Here is a 14,025-nt window from a genome sequence, read left to right as displayed (position 1 = left end):
CCAATTTTAACGGTATTTTTCACAAGCATCGGAGACTGCCGGAGACGGGGAAGAGTCTGCTAAAATTAGGGGAGAACTTGATTCCAACCATCGGGGATGACTGAAAATGAAAACGGTTAACTACAAGGAACCTATCGTAACCCACATCTTCACCGCCGACCCGTCGGCGCATGTATTCGAGGGCAAGCTGTACATCTATCCGTCTCATGATCTGGACCATGAGCAGGTGTCGAACGACAACGGCGACCAATACGACATGGAGGACTACCACGTCCTGTCGATGGAGGATGAGAGCTCTCCCTGCATCGACCACGGCGAGGCTCTTCATCTGCGGGACATTCCCTGGGCCAAGCAGCAGCTGTGGGCTCCGGACGCGGCCTGCAGGAACGGCCGCTACTACCTGTTCTTCCCGGCCCGGGATCATGATCATGTCTTCCGCATCGGCGTCGCGACCGGCGCCTCGCCGGCCGGCCCGTTCGAGCCGCAGCCGAGCTATATTCCCGGCAGCTTCAGCATCGACCCGGCCGTGTTCGTCGATGGCGACGAAGCCTACATGTACTTCGGGGGCTTGTGGGGCGGCCAGCTCGAGAAATGGCAGACCGGGGAATTCCTCGCCGATGCCGAAGGTCCGGCGCCGGACGCCCCGGCGCTAGGACCGCGCGTGGCCCGGCTCAGCGACGACATGCTGTCGTTCCAGGAGCCGCCGAGCGAGGTTTCCATCGTCGACATCGACGGCCGGCCGATCCTCGCGGGCGACGAGGACCGGCGGTATTTTGAAGGTCCATGGATGCACAAATACAACGGAAAGTATTACCTCTCCTATTCGACCGGCACGACGCACAAGCTCGTCTATGCCGTAGGCGACAATCCTTGCGGACCGTTCACGTTCCAGGGCACGATCCTTAACCCGGTTATCGGCTGGACGACCCACCACTCTATCGTGGAATTCCAGGGCAAATGGTATCTGTTCTATCACGACAGCTCCCTGTCCGGCGGCGCCGACAACAAGCGTTGCGTGAAGTTCGCCGAGCTCAAGTACAAGGAAGACGGCACGATCGAGACGATCGATCCGTACGAGTAAAGGCGGCGGGCCTGTCGGAGCAGCAGCGTCCTCGGACAGGAGCATGAACCGACAAAAGGCACCCGGTCCGGGTGCCTTTCCTGCTTTTTCGGATGCCTTTAGTCGATCGGCAGCCGCGGGCTCATTCCCGTTCTCCTCGATAGAGAGAATACCGTTCATGGGCTGCATATCGACAGTCCAACAATCCGCTATCGAACGTTCTTGCGAGCCCCCCGGCCTCCAAGCGTCCTCCTCTATTCAAGGAGATATCCGCTCACTTCGCGACGGCTGCAGAGGCTCCTCGCCTTCTTTTCATGAAGGCGTTGATCCGCTCGGAGAACAGCAGCAGTCCGGCCGCCAGGACCAGAAGGTACAGCGGCAGGATGCCGCTGGCCGACCGGGAGGCGATGAAGCCGAACAGCGGCGGCAGCAGCGTGCTTCCCGTATAAGCGGCGGCCATCTGGAAGCCCATGATCGATTGGGACGGACCTTTGCCGAAGCGCACCGGCGTCTCATGCAGCATGCAGGGGAATATAGGCGCGAGCCCGAGTCCCACGACGACGAACCCGATCAGCGAGAATACGGTCGGCAAAGGCAGGAGCATGAGGACGATTCCCGTCACGGCCAGCAGTTGCCCGCCGCGGATCATCGCGCGGTTGCTCAGCTTGAAGGTGACGAAGCCGGCCAGGAACCTGCCTGCGGTAATGCCCCCGTAGTAGAAGGAGATCCATTTGGCGGCATCCGTCGCGGACACGCCTTTGGATTCCGACAAATAGGTGCTGCCCCAAAGGCCGAGCGTGGCTTCAACGCCGGAATAAAACAGGAACGAGAGCAAGGCCAGCTTGACGCCCTTGATTTTGAAGGGAATGGCGCCTCCTGCCCGGTCATTCTCCTCCGTTGCCTCGGAACCGCCCGCTTGGTCCGTCCGGCTCAATCGCGCGACTTTGGCCCACAGCGGCAGCGTCAGCAGCAGGATGAGAACGAGTCCGAACTGGATCAGCGAGACGTTGAGATAGCCGTTCCTCCACGACCGCTCCAGGATGGAATGGGCCATGATGACTGGCCCAAGCGTAGCTCCGACGCCCCAGAAGCAGTGCAGCCAGCTCATATGCCGGGCTTTGTAATGCTCCGCGACATAGCTGTTCAGCCCGGCATCGACGCAGCCGGCTCCAAGCCCGAGCGGAACGGCAAAAACGAACAGCCAGGCCGTCGCCGGAGCATAGGAAAAGCCGAGCAAGGCTGCCGCCGTGACGAGGCAGCTGAACAAGGTCACCTTGCCGGTGCCGAAGCGCTTAAGAAGGATTCCGGTAGCCAGGCTGGATACGATTGTGCCGGCGGTGACCGTCATGAAGATCAGCCCGGCCATGGAGACCGGCGCTCCGATATCCCGGTGCAGGGCCGGCCATGCCGCTCCGAGCATCGAATCGGGCAAGCCCAGACTGATGAAGGCCAAGTAGATGATGATCAAAAAGAAAGCTGCCATCGTTTCACCCTTCCGTTCTTGACGAAAATAGATCCTGAGAAATCATTGCTTCAAGGGAAAGGGTCTTCAGTCCGCCCAAATAGTCGGAAGGCCAGTGGCTGTGGACAAGCTCGGGCAGATGCTCCAGGGGAACATAGCTGCGGCTCCTCTGGCCGATCCGCTCCAGCAGCGCCTCGTCGGCCTCGGAGTCGCAAAATACGATCCGCTTCGGGTTGAGGATGACCGTGAATGCAGCCACCAGCCGGGCGACCGCATCGACATGGACCTCATCCAGCGTCCTCCCGTCCAGAAATCCGCGCTCCTGCAAAGCCTGCCCGAAATTCCGCTGTCCGTCCATGGGGACAAAGGAGATTTCGCCTGAGAAGGAGGTGTTCCCGCGCAGAATGGTGCCGTTCGCCATGATGCCCGCCCCCGGTCCATTGTTGCCGAAATAAAGATACACGAGCGAGGCCGATTCGGCTTCGTCCGCCTTGGCGGCAAAACCGAGCACCGCGGCGTTCATGTCATTTTCGACCCGGACCGGAATCTGAAGCCTCTCCTCGAAGTAGGCTTTCAGCTCCAAGCCCTCGTAGCGGCCGTAACCCGGAATATAACCGATCTTCCCATTCTTCACCGATCCCGGAACGCCGATGGCCAGCGAGCGCATTCTCGGATATTTCGCCATCAGCTCCTCCACCTGCAGCTGCAGCGCTCCGATGCCCTCGGTGAGCACGCTCGGGGCGATTCCTTCCTCCCTGGCCTCTCCCATACAGTCGAAGACGGAGTAGCGGGTCTCTTCCTTCTCGAGATAGACCGCCAGGCCGAGCATGAAATCGGGATTGTACGCATACCTGCCCGCCCGCCGGCCGCCGCTCGAATCGTCCAGGCCTATGGACCGGAGCTCTCCTTCCTTCTCCATGAGCGATACGAACTTGCTGATGGTGGGAAAGCTGAGGGACAGGCTGCGGCTCAGCTCGGCCTTGGTCGCGTGCCCCTTGGCGATCAGGCTGGATCGAATCGCTGCGGTTATGGTCCTGCGGATTTCACTGGGATCCGTCCGAGGCTCGCTCATCGATCGTCCCTCCCTTTCCTAACTTTTTAAACACGTTTACTAAGTTGGTTCGATCCTACCAGAGAATCAGCGGTTAGGCAACCTATTTCTCCTTCTTCCGTTGGTAAAGGCGGCTGCCATCCATAGAAGGACAGCCGCACCGCATGGCTGTCCCCTTCACGGTCATCCGGTCTATGCCTCCTTCGCTCTTAGCTATTCGGTCCACATCCAGCGTGCTGCAAGCGCCTCTTCCTATAGCGAAACCCATAGATCGCCATACCGATGGATCATTCCTTCCCCGCCGACATCCAGCTCGGCCTCGAAGGATGCGCTGCGGTAGCGATAGCGGGATTCCTCCTCCAGACAGCGATAAGACTGCTTCAGAGGCTGAACCGCGAGTGAAGGAAAGCGTACCCATGCCGCAGTCGTCTCCGCCTCTTGTCCCTTGCGCAGTCCGAGCCTGCGGATCGGCAGCGTGTTCGTAGCGGGAGTCAGCTCGATATCGATGTCCAGGCAGCCTTGCAACTCGGGCAGCTCCCGGCCGTCCATCGTCCAGTTTCCCCGCCCGTCCGCCTCCAGATGAAGAAGGGCCTCCTCGCCGCCATAGGCCAATTCGACCGACACTTCCCGCGTAAGCCAATCCGGGCAGGTCCTGATCAGGTAGGTGCAGCTGACAGGCTCGGAGCCGAGCCTTCCGACGATGCTTCCTGCCAGAAGGCGGCCTTCTTGGACGCGGAAGAGGCGGCAGTGCTCTAAAAATGGCTCATCCAGCCGTTTCCACAGCCGGGATTGGAGCAGAAGATGGAGATTTGATTTCATGGTCATGGAGAATGTCCTCCTTAGCTAGAGAATGAACGAGATTGGATTCGGGCAAAGATGAGGTAAATACATGTACGATCCATACAGGCTATCGCCGGTTCGTGGAAGGAGAATGAATTCATGTCGACTCAAAAAGAACCGGGAAGCAGGCTTCCCGAGCAAGCTGTCAACGCCATCGAGCAAATCTCCGGCACTCATCCCGGCTACAGGCGCGCTCATGCCAAGGGCATCTGCTGCGAGGCCGTATTCCGTCCCAGCGGAGCCGTCTCGGAATGGACGACGGCTCCCCATCTGCAGCAAGAGGAGACGCGCGCCATCATGCGCTTCTCCAATACGAATCCCGATCCCGACAACCGCGACCTGCTCTCTCCAGCGAAGGGACTTGCGGTCCAGTTCCTTCTGCCGGACGGAGCGAGGCCGGTCATCGTCGCCGCTACGACTCCTGTCTTCTTCGCCCGGACGCCCGAATCCTTCCTGGAGATGATGCAGGCTTTCCAGGAGGCGAAGCGCGGCGGCATCTCCGTCAAGGAGATTTTCACCGATCTAATCGGCCGGTTCCCCCATGCGAAGAGCGCCCTCGCCTCCATCTCCGCCCTGAAGCCGCCGGCCAGCTTCGCCAGCCGCCCGTATTATTCCATTCATGCGTTTTATTTCGTCGATAAGGCGGGCAAGCGGCGCCCGGTCAAATATGAATGGATTCCCGATGCGGGAGAAGACCATCTCGCGCTTGTGAAGGCGCCTTTTGCCGGGCATGATTACCTGGAAAAGGAATTGGCCGGGCGGCTGGAGGCATCTCCTGTCGGCTTCACGCTGCGCATCGTTCGGGGAGAGGAATGGGATCCCGTCGACGATCCGACCACGGAATGGCCGAGGGACCGGGAAGCCATCGATGCCGGCCAGCTTCTCGTGACCCGCATCGTCGAGGAACCGGAAGGGCTGCTCATGGATCCGACTGTGACCGGGGAAGGCATCGAAGTCAGCGAGGATCCGATTTTGCGCTTCCGCAAGGACGCCTACGCGGTCAGCTTCGAGCGGCGCTCGCAGGGGCTCTGACGTTCAGACGGACACCGAACTCCATATAAGCTGCTTAACGGCAAAAAAAGCACCGGCCTCCGGCCGGTGCTTCAGTCTGTCCTCAATCAGCTTTTCATCCTCGGATCCAGCACATCGCGCAGGCCGTCCCCGATCAGATTGAAGCCGAGCACCGTCAGCATGATCGACAAGCCCGGGAAAATGACCGTCCACGGCGCGTTCTGGATGAACTGCCGGGAATCGGACAGCATCTTGCCCCATTCCGGCTCCGGGGGCTGCGCGCCCATGCCGAGAAATCCGAGCGCTGCCGCCTCGATGATCGCCGTCGCGATGCCGAGCGTGCCTTGCACGATGATCGGGCCCAGGCAGTTGGGAAGAATATGCTGCCACAGAATGCGGGAATTTTTCATGCCGATCGCCCGGGCGGCCATGATGTATTCCTCCTCGCGAAGGCTGAGCACCCTGGCTCGGACGAGCCGGCCGAACACCGGCACGTTCACGATGGCGATGGCGAGCAGCGCATTCTGCAGCGAAGGCCCGAGAGCGGCCACGATGGCGATCGCCAGCAGAATGCCGGGGAACGCAAGCAGAATGTCGAAGAAGCGGGAGATGAGCGCATCGAGCCAGCGGCCGTAATAGCCGGCCACGATGCCGAGCATCGTGCCTGCGACGATGGAGCCGACAACGGAGCTGATGCCTACCCAGAGGGAAATCCGGGTTCCGTAGATGATTCGGGAAAAGATGTCGCGGCCCAGGTCGTCGGTGCCGAACCAGTGCTCTCCTCCCGGCTTGTGCAGCCGGTTGACCAGCTCTTGCTCCTTGTAGTCGTAGGGAGCGATGAACGGCGCCAGCACGGCAATCAGTACGAAGAAGACGATGATGCCGAGACCGACCATGGCCAGCCTGTTTTTGCGGAAGCTGCGCCAGCCGTCCCTCCAGGAGGAGGAAACCTCGGTCTTGGCCGGGGGCGGCGGCGCAAGCTTGATTGCCGGTTGTGACATGGGCTTTCCTCCTACTTGAAGTTGATTCTCGGATCAACCGCCGCGTACAGCAAATCGACCAGAAGATTGATGAGCACGAAGATGAAAGCGATGATCAGGATGCCGGACTGGATGACCGGATAATCCCGGGAGGCGATCGCGTCGAAGATATAACGTCCGACGCCCGGCCAGGCGAAGATCGTCTCGGTCAGGACGGCTCCCCCGAGCAGCAGACCGAACTGCAGGCCGATGACCGTCAGCACCGGGATGAAGGCGTTGCGCAGGGCATGCTTGTAGATGATGAACATCTGTGACAAGCCCTTGGCCTTGGCGGTGCGGATATAGTCGGACCGCAGCACCTCCAGCATGCTGGAGCGCGTCATCCGGGCAATGATCGCCATCGGGATCGTCCCGAGCGCGATGCCCGGCAGGATGAGATGTTTGACGACCGTCCAGAACTGATCCGCCCTGCCCGAGAGCAGCGAGTCGATCAGATACAGGTTGGTGACCGATTCCACCGGATCGCGCGCGTTCATCCTGCCGATCGACGGCAGCCACTTGAGCTCCAGCGCGAACAGCCACTGCTCCATGAGGCCGAGCCAGAAGATCGGCATCGACACCCCGATGAGAGCGATCAGCATGCTGAGATAATCGAACCAGGAGTTCTGCTTCCAGGCGCTGAGAATGCCGGCGTTCACCCCGAAGAACACGGCAAAGGCCATCGCCACCAGAGTCAGCTCCAGAGTGGCCGCCAGATAAGGCGTGATTTCGGCGGATATCGGCTCGCGGGTGCGGATCGACGTGCCCAGATCGCCGGCGGCGAGCTTTTTCAAATAGTCCCCGTATTGCACGAGAAGAGGCTGGTCAAGCTTGAGCTCCTTGCGCAGGGCTTCCTTGGACGAATTGCTCGCCTTCTCGCCGAGAATGACCTCCGCGGGATCTCCGGGAATCGCGTGGATGATGGAAAAGACGATGATCGTCATTCCCAGCAGAACCGGAATCAGCATGAGCAGACGTCGAATCGTGTAGTTCAGCATCAATGTCTCCCCTTAAGCCAATAGGCGTCTCAATAGAAGAGACGGCAGGCCGGCCTGCCGTCTGCTTGATCTGCGATTGAAGCGACGATGGTTACTTGAAGTAGATCTCGGTGTACGGCTCGGACCCCGTCGGCGAAGGCGTGTAGCCCGCCAGCTTGGCCGATCCGGCCAGCAGCGGCGTGGAGTGGACGAGCGGAATCCACGGGGCATCCTGCTTGATCAGCACCTGCGCCTGCTTGTACAGCTCCTCGCGCTTGGCGCTGTCGGTCTCCGACTGGCCTTCGCTCAGAAGCTTGTTGACTTCGTCATTGGAGTAGAAGCTGTAGTTGTTGCTGCCGATGGCGTCCTTATGCAGCAGCGTGAAGAGGAAGTTGTCCGGGTCGCCGTTGTCGCCCGTCCAGCCGAGCATGAACAGATCGTCCTTCTCGCCTTTTTTGACATCGTCGAGGTAAGTCGCCCATTCCGGGGACTCGATCTTCGTCTTCACGCCGATCTTGGCGAAGTCGGCCTGGATCGCCTCGGCGACCTTTTTGCCGTCCGGCATGTAAGGACGCGCGACAGGCATCGCGTAGAACGTCATCTCTTCAGGCAGTCCGCTCGGATAGCCCGCCTCGGCAAGCAATTGCTTCGCTTTTTCAAGGTCGTAAGGGTAGTCTTGAACGTCCTTGTTGTAGCCCAGCGTGGAAGGCGGCATCGGATTGACCGCCGGCTCCGCCAGTCCGCCGTAGAACGCCTGGATGATGGCTTCCTTGTTGACGGCGTAGTTCAGGGCGACGCGGACTTTCGGGTTGTCGAACGGCTTCTTCTTGATGTTGAAGCCGAGATACCCGATGTTGAAGGATGCGCGCACGATCTTCTGAAGGTCGGCATTTCCTTCAAGCGTCTTGAGATCATCCGGGTTGACGCCTTCCATCAGGTCGATCTCTCCGTTTTGCAGCGCCGTGAAGCGGGCGGAGTTGTCCGGAATGACCTTGAAGACGACTTTGTTCAGCTTAGGCAGGCCTTGCTGCCAGTAGGTCGGGTTCTTCTCCACGGTGATGGAGTCGTTGCGCTTCCATTCCTTGAAGACGAACGGCCCCGTGCCGACCGGCTCCGACTTGAACTTGTCCTTCTTTTCCTTGATCGCCGTCGGAGAACCGATTCCGAACGGCGGCATGGCGATGTTCTGGAGGAATGGCGCCTGGGGCTGGTTCAGGACGAACTTGACCGTGCCGGGGTCGACAGCCGTCACTTCCTTGATGACGCGGGAGCCGTCCGGCCCGAACATGGAGTCGTAGTAGTCGAAGGAATCGCCTTCGAATTTGAACTCGCTCTTCGGATCGCTCCAGCGGGTGAAGTTGAAGACGACCGCGTCGGCGTTGAAGTCCGTGCCGTCCGAGAACTTGACGCCTTGCCTCAGCTTGAACGTGTACGTCAGGCCGTCCGGACTGACTTCATAGCTTTCGGCCAGTTTGGGCTGAATTTCGGTCGTGCCCGGCTTGTAGTCGAGCAGGCCCTCGAAAATCTGCTGCGTGACCTTGAGGGATTCGCCGTCCGTGACGATGGACGCGTCGAGAGCGGCGGAATCGCCGCCGCGGGCGGTGATCAGCGTATCCTGCGAGGTGGCGGAGGAATCCGCCGGGGTGCCGCTCGGAGCGGGGCTGCTGGAGCTGCTGGCCGGGGAGCTTCCCGGGGAATTGCCGGCATTGTCGCTGCCGCTGCAGCCTGTCAGGGTGAGAACGGATGCCAGCACGAGCGCAGCTCCGGGTTTATACCATTTGTTCAAAATTGTCTCCTCCTCTGAATCTCTCTTCGTTTCCCGAATCCGTCTTGATGGTGAATCTATCGTTGAAATCCGTTACGCCTCCGCGGAGCCGTACAGATGACAAGCCGTCATATGGCCTTCCGAAGTCGGCTGGAGCACCGGCTTCTGCTGCCTGCAGATGTCCATCACCTGCGGACAGCGGGTGCTGAAGACGCAGCCCTGCGGGACGTTGGCCGGACTCGGAATCTCGCCCTGCAGGATGATCCTCTCGCTGGCCGCGTTCGGATCCGGCTTGGGCACGGCGGACAGCAGCGCCTGCGTATAAGGATGCTTGGGCTCCCGGTAAAGGGAATGCTTGTCCGCCAGCTCCACGATCCGCCCCAGATACATGACCGCCACCCGGTCGCAGAAATGCTTCACGACGCTGAGATCATGGGCGATGAACACATAGGTCAGTCCGAACTCATCCTTGAGATCCTGCATCAGGTTGAGAATCTGCGACTGGATCGACACGTCCAGCGCCGATACCGGCTCGTCCGCAACGATCAGCTTCGGCTGCAGCATGAGCGCCCGCGCGATTGCGATCCGCTGCCGCTGTCCGCCCGAGAACTGATGAGGGAACCGGTCCAGCTGCCAGGAGCTGAGGCCAACCGTCTCCATCACCCGCTCCACCCGGCTGCGCCGCTCCTCGGCGCTGCCGATGCCGTGCACGATCAGCGGCTCCTCGAGAATCTTGCGAACCTTGTGGCGGGGATTGAGAGAGGCGAACGGATCCTGGAAAATCATCCCCATGTCCCTGCGGATCTCTCTCATGCGGCTATCGGAAAATTCCGTCACTTTATGGCCGTCGAACATGACCTCGCCGCCGGTAGGCTCGATAAGCCTCAGAAGCGAGCGGCCCGTCGTCGACTTGCCGCAGCCGCTTTCGCCGACAATGCCGAACGATTCGCCCTTCCTCACCTGGAAGCTGACATCGTCGACGGCCTTCACCTGCCCGACCTCGCGCTGGAACAAGCCTTTGCGGATCGGGAAATACGTCTTGAGAGAACGAACCTCCAGCAGGCTGTCCTCCTGAACCTGGGTCGGGCTCAATTCGCCACCTCCTCGATCGTATTCAGCCAGCAGCGGGAACGATGGCCCGGGCTCGTCGTCGGCACGAGCTCCGGAAGCGAATGCAGGCACTTGTCCATGACGTGCTCGCAGCGCGCGGCGAACCGGCAGCCTTCCTTGACCGAGCCGGGCTTCGGCACGTTGCCGGGGATCGAGTAGAGCCGCTTCACATCCTCCTCGATCTTCGGAATGGAGCGGATCAGCCCCTGCGTGTAGGGATGCCGCGGCTTCTCGAAGATTTCGCGGACGGTTCCTTCCTCCACAACCTTGCCGGCATACATGACGACAACCCTGTGGCACACCTCCGCGACGACGCCGAGGTCATGCGTGATCATCATGATCGCCGTCCCGGTCTCCTCGTTGAGCTTCTTCATGAGATCCAGAATCTGCGCCTGGATCGTCACGTCGAGCGCCGTCGTCGGCTCGTCGGCGATCAGCAGCTCCGGCTCGCAGCAGAGGGCGATCGCGATCATCACCCGCTGCCGCATGCCGCCGGAGAGCTGATGCGGGTAGCCCCTGAGAATCGTCTCCGCCCTGGAGATGCCGACCTTCTTCAGCATTTCCAGCGCTTGCGAGGACGCCTCCTTGCGGCTCATGCTGCGGTGGGCCCTCAGCGTCTCGACGATCTGATCCCCGATCGTAAGCAGCGGGTTCAGCGATGTCATCGGCTCCTGGAAGATCATCGAAATTTCATCGCCGCGGATCTGCTTCATCCGCTTCTCCTTGGCCTGGACGAGGTCCTCGCCCTTGAACAGGATCGATCCGCCGGCGTATTTGCCGGGCGGCTGCGGAATCAGCCTCATGACCGACAGGGAAGTGACGCTTTTGCCGCAGCCCGATTCGCCGACTACGCCTACGATTTCGCCTTGATGTATAACCAGATCCATGCCGTCGACCGCGGGAATCTCGCCTTGGTCCGTTACGAAATGAGTGCGTAAATCCCTAATCTCCAGCAGCGTCGAACCCATGCGCCCGGTCTCCTTTACGTTCATTTCATTTCTCGCTTTAATGCATTAATGTATCATTATTCAAAAGCAAACATCCACTAATTTCCTGTTTACGGCTGAATGCTTGATTTAAAATCCATCGAAAATAAACACCGATTGTTCTGGCAATTCCAATAATTAAATGCAAACTTAGTTAACACAGATTGTAATACAGAGATGAGCGGTTCGTAAATACGAATTAAAAATAAATTTTCTCACATAAAAATTCAAATGGAAACGTTGTCAAACAGAGGACTCCGCCGTTAGGCAGAATCCCCTTCCATTTACAGGCTATTGGTGGTACTTTATCTAACTTCAAATTCAGGTGAGTGAGGACGGATTTTCCAGAGAATTGGATGTTCCGAGGAATAAATAAATGCAGAAATCGTTATGCATGTTGAAGAAGAATTTTCTTTTCACTGTTTTTTTTCCATCCAATCCCGAGACTGGCCGGATGCGCTCCGTTGGCCGCCGCAGGCCCCCGCTCTGACATCCCAATGCAGGAGAATGAGGCTTTCCGCCAAGGCGGCCCGCTCCATCGCACGCCAAACTCTGCCTGGATGAATATAGGCCAAGTTCTAATTCAACATTTGCGCGCTTAGCCAAAACGCGACAACGAGGGTCAGGACCGGTGAAGCGAGCGCAGCCGCCAGCTTGCCCGGACTTGCCTGCCAATGGTCCAGAAGCAGGTCCATACCGGCCAACAGCGCTCCGGCGAGGCAGCCGAGCAGCCCCGCCATCCATGCCGCGCCGCCGGAGGCTGGCTGAAGCATCATGCCGAGTCCTGCACCGCATGCCGCATGGAGAAGGATATAGGGAGCCTTTCTTCCGGGTAGCCATTTCCTGCAAGACCACTCCAGGAGAAAGGAGACCAGCGTGCCGCAGACAGCCAGGACCGCACCTCCATATAGAATGAACAGGAAGACCCATTCTGCCAGCTCGAATACCCCTGCCGCATCGGCTCCGTAAACCGGAACGAATAGACTCAGCGAAGCTGCAAGCAGCGCGGCTGCATATGCGGAAAGAAGCTTGCGGAGGACCGCGCCGATCACGGCATTCATCCCGATTGCTCACTACGTTTAAAAGCTGCCATGCTCCAGCCCCCATTGGGCACGAATCGCGTCCAGCGTCCCCATGATCTCCACGGTTTCATTCAGGGGCATGATATCGCTGGCTGTCCGGCTGCTGCGGATGCAATCCATCGCTTCAATCGCCTGATAAGCATGTCCGGAAAAATCCCGGTTGTCCTCGGCGATCACAGGCTCCTGCCCGTCGATATGGAGCTCCGCTCGGCGGGTCCACAGAAATCCCGGAATATGGATACGGCCCTTCGTACCATATATCCAGGCATCGTTGTTCATGCCAAGACGGATAGACGCATGCAGGGAAGCGGCCGCTCCTCCCTCGTAATCGAACAGGAGCGAGAATCGCTCGTCTACGCCCGTTTCCCCGATCTCGACCGTGCTTTGAATCCGCGAGGGCTGCACTCCGAAAACGAAGGAAGCAAAAGAAACCGGGTATATGCCGGCATCCAGCAGCGCGCCTCCGCCAAGCTGCTTGTTCAACAGCCTGCCCTCCGGGTTCCAGCCCGCGTCGAATCCGAATTCGGCCTTGAGCAGCTTGATCTCTCCGACAGCGCCGTCGGCCAGCCACTTCCGGACGGCGGCGATCGGAGGCAGGAAGCGGGTCCACATGGCCTCCATGACGAAAAGCCCTTTGCCTGCCGCCGCAGCCTCGATCTCCCTCGCTTCGTCCGCATCCATCGTGAACGGCTTCTCGCACAGCACATGCTTGCCGCCCGCCAGGCATTCCAGCACATTCTCCTTGTGCACGGGATGAATCGTTCCGATGTAGACGATGTCGACTTCCGGATCGGCGGCCAGTCCAGCTGCGCTTCCATGCGTGCGGAGGATGCCGTGTTTCTCCGCGAAAGACTTCGTCTTCTCCGGATCCCGGCCCGCCACCGCCGTTACGACGGCACCGGGCGCATGCGCCAAATCCCGTACGAAACCTCCCGACATGCCGCCCGGTCCCATGATGCCCCAACGAATCGTGCTCGGTGCTCCTTCACTCACTCGGCCTCATCCTCTCTCTTGTTCAGCTCTTCATACGGTTTGTTCGACATCCGCAACTATAGTCCTCCACGGCAGGCCAAATGCATCCGCAGCGCCACGGCATGCGCCAGACGGCTTCCGCGCTCTTCAAAACCGCAAAAAAACCGGCATCCGCAGCAGCGGATACCGGTTCGCTCAGTTTTTTTCATCGGCGATCCGGAACAGGGCGCCGACGCCTTTATCGCCGAAGCGCCCGCCCTTGACGGTCAAGGAATAGCTTCCGGGCTGGGGATTGTTGAGAACGATGACGTTCTCCCCTTTGCTCAGGGCGATTCCGGCGCCGAGGCTGCCTGCATCGAGCGTGAGTCCGCTCCCCGCGTCGGCCTTCACGACAACGATCGCCTTGATCATCGCCCCCCGCTTGAAATCCACCCGCTCGGGAGTGATTCCCGCCGCGCTGACGACGATTTGCGCTTCCTGCAGATCGTTGTCCGAATCGTAGCTGGCCGCAGCGGCTGCCTGCCTGCCGTATTGGCCCACGGGAATAGCGCTGCCCAGTACAAGCAGCAGGACGCAGGATAGGGCGGCAATCGAACACCAGGCAGCAGCCGCGCTCCTGTGCGAAGCCGGATTTGCCGCCTGCGAGGAACGACTTTTCGCTTGCTGCTGCGGCTTGCGGCTCTCGCCGAG

The 14,025-nt window shown here is 59.7% G+C and carries 13 protein-coding genes; 2 read left to right on the top strand and 11 right to left on the bottom strand.

Annotation, left to right across the window (positions count from 1 at the left end; translation table 11 throughout):
- The first annotated feature begins 106 nt into the window (after positions 1 to 106).
- On the top strand, positions 107 to 1,081 hold the full coding sequence (locus PHU01S_RS22265) for a glycoside hydrolase family 43 protein (protein ID WP_127510026.1): 975 nt from the start codon (positions 107 to 109) through the stop codon (positions 1,079 to 1,081).
- Positions 1,082 to 1,334: 253 nt separating this feature from the next.
- Here PHU01S_RS22265 and PHU01S_RS22260 read toward each other — a convergent pair whose 3' ends face one another.
- The 3 genes from PHU01S_RS22260 to PHU01S_RS22250 form a co-directional block, all read right to left on the bottom strand.
- Positions 1,335 to 2,543 (bottom strand): MFS transporter, encoded by a 1,209-nt coding sequence (locus PHU01S_RS22260; RefSeq protein ID WP_049869115.1) that lies wholly within the window; start codon positions 2,541 to 2,543, stop codon positions 1,335 to 1,337.
- Between the two features lie 4 nt (positions 2,544 to 2,547).
- Complete coding sequence (locus PHU01S_RS22255; protein WP_048745136.1) at positions 2,548 to 3,594, bottom strand: ROK family protein; 1,047 nt, start codon at positions 3,592 to 3,594, stop codon at positions 2,548 to 2,550.
- Between the two features lie 231 nt (positions 3,595 to 3,825).
- Entirely contained in the window at positions 3,826 to 4,398 is a 573-nt protein-coding gene (locus PHU01S_RS22250) for a putative glycolipid-binding domain-containing protein (protein WP_127510024.1), read from the bottom strand.
- Positions 4,399 to 4,512: 114 nt separating this feature from the next.
- Between PHU01S_RS22250 and PHU01S_RS22245 the strand changes: the two genes are divergently transcribed.
- Positions 4,513 to 5,445, top strand: coding sequence for a catalase family peroxidase (locus PHU01S_RS22245; protein ID WP_048745134.1), 933 nt, complete (start codon positions 4,513 to 4,515; stop codon positions 5,443 to 5,445).
- Between the two features lie 86 nt (positions 5,446 to 5,531).
- Here PHU01S_RS22245 and PHU01S_RS22240 read toward each other — a convergent pair whose 3' ends face one another.
- From PHU01S_RS22240 to PHU01S_RS25965, 8 genes are all read right to left on the bottom strand, one after another.
- Positions 5,532 to 6,425, bottom strand: a complete 894-nt coding sequence (locus PHU01S_RS22240) for an ABC transporter permease (RefSeq protein ID WP_049869112.1) — start codon at positions 6,423 to 6,425, stop codon at positions 5,532 to 5,534.
- A gap of 11 nt (positions 6,426 to 6,436) precedes the next feature.
- Positions 6,437 to 7,441, bottom strand: coding sequence for an ABC transporter permease (locus tag PHU01S_RS22235; RefSeq protein ID WP_127510022.1), 1,005 nt, complete (start codon positions 7,439 to 7,441; stop codon positions 6,437 to 6,439).
- A gap of 91 nt (positions 7,442 to 7,532) precedes the next feature.
- Entirely contained in the window at positions 7,533 to 9,209 is a 1,677-nt protein-coding gene (locus PHU01S_RS22230; RefSeq protein WP_048745133.1) for an ABC transporter substrate-binding protein, read from the bottom strand.
- 69 nt (positions 9,210 to 9,278) lie between these two features.
- Complete coding sequence (locus PHU01S_RS22225; RefSeq protein WP_048745132.1) at positions 9,279 to 10,277, bottom strand: ABC transporter ATP-binding protein; 999 nt, start codon at positions 10,275 to 10,277, stop codon at positions 9,279 to 9,281.
- Positions 10,274 to 11,263: an ABC transporter ATP-binding protein gene (locus PHU01S_RS22220; protein ID WP_048745131.1), complete on the bottom strand. Its 990-nt coding sequence runs from the start codon at positions 11,261 to 11,263 to the stop codon at positions 10,274 to 10,276. Before PHU01S_RS22220 ends, PHU01S_RS22225 begins: the two co-directional genes overlap by 4 nt.
- 596 nt (positions 11,264 to 11,859) lie before the next feature.
- A complete protein-coding gene (locus PHU01S_RS22215) occupies positions 11,860 to 12,342 on the bottom strand; it encodes a hypothetical protein (RefSeq protein WP_021878268.1) in 483 nt (160 codons plus the stop codon).
- Positions 12,343 to 12,360: 18 nt separating this feature from the next.
- Positions 12,361 to 13,356, bottom strand: coding sequence for a Gfo/Idh/MocA family protein (locus PHU01S_RS22210; RefSeq protein WP_232312868.1), 996 nt, complete (start codon positions 13,354 to 13,356; stop codon positions 12,361 to 12,363).
- A 174-nt stretch (positions 13,357 to 13,530) separates the two neighbouring features.
- A partial coding sequence (locus tag PHU01S_RS25965) for a hypothetical protein (RefSeq protein ID WP_164763159.1) occupies positions 13,531 to 14,025 on the bottom strand: 495 nt, incomplete at its 5' end.

It is taken from the genome of Paenibacillus humicus NBRC 102415 (assembly GCF_004000905.1).
GTDB lineage: Bacteria > Bacillota > Bacilli > Paenibacillales > Paenibacillaceae > Paenibacillus_O > Paenibacillus_O humicus.
The sequence above is the reverse complement of the archived record's forward strand: the minus strand, read 5'-3'. Positions and strand labels throughout refer to the sequence as shown.

Bases quoted from the DNA above. Each gene is read 5' to 3' on its own strand.
- PHU01S_RS22215 (WP_021878268.1), bottom strand. From the start codon at position 12,342: ATGAATGCCGTGATCGGCGCGGTCCTCCGCAAGCTTCTTTCCGCATAT.
- PHU01S_RS22255 (WP_048745136.1), bottom strand. From the start codon at position 3,594: ATGAGCGAGCCTCGGACGGATCCCAGTGAAATCCGCAGGACCATAACC.
- PHU01S_RS22220 (WP_048745131.1), bottom strand. From the start codon at position 11,263: ATGGGTTCGACGCTGCTGGAGATTAGGGATTTACGCACTCATTTCGTA.
- PHU01S_RS22260 (WP_049869115.1), bottom strand. From the start codon at position 2,543: ATGGCAGCTTTCTTTTTGATCATCATCTACTTGGCCTTCATCAGTCTG.
- PHU01S_RS22250 (WP_127510024.1), bottom strand. From the start codon at position 4,398: ATGACCATGAAATCAAATCTCCATCTTCTGCTCCAATCCCGGCTGTGG.
- PHU01S_RS22245 (WP_048745134.1), top strand. From the start codon at position 4,513: ATGTCGACTCAAAAAGAACCGGGAAGCAGGCTTCCCGAGCAAGCTGTC.
- PHU01S_RS22235 (WP_127510022.1), bottom strand. From the start codon at position 7,441: ATGCTGAACTACACGATTCGACGTCTGCTCATGCTGATTCCGGTTCTG.
- PHU01S_RS22265 (WP_127510026.1), top strand. From the start codon at position 107: ATGAAAACGGTTAACTACAAGGAACCTATCGTAACCCACATCTTCACC.
- PHU01S_RS22240 (WP_049869112.1), bottom strand. From the start codon at position 6,425: ATGTCACAACCGGCAATCAAGCTTGCGCCGCCGCCCCCGGCCAAGACC.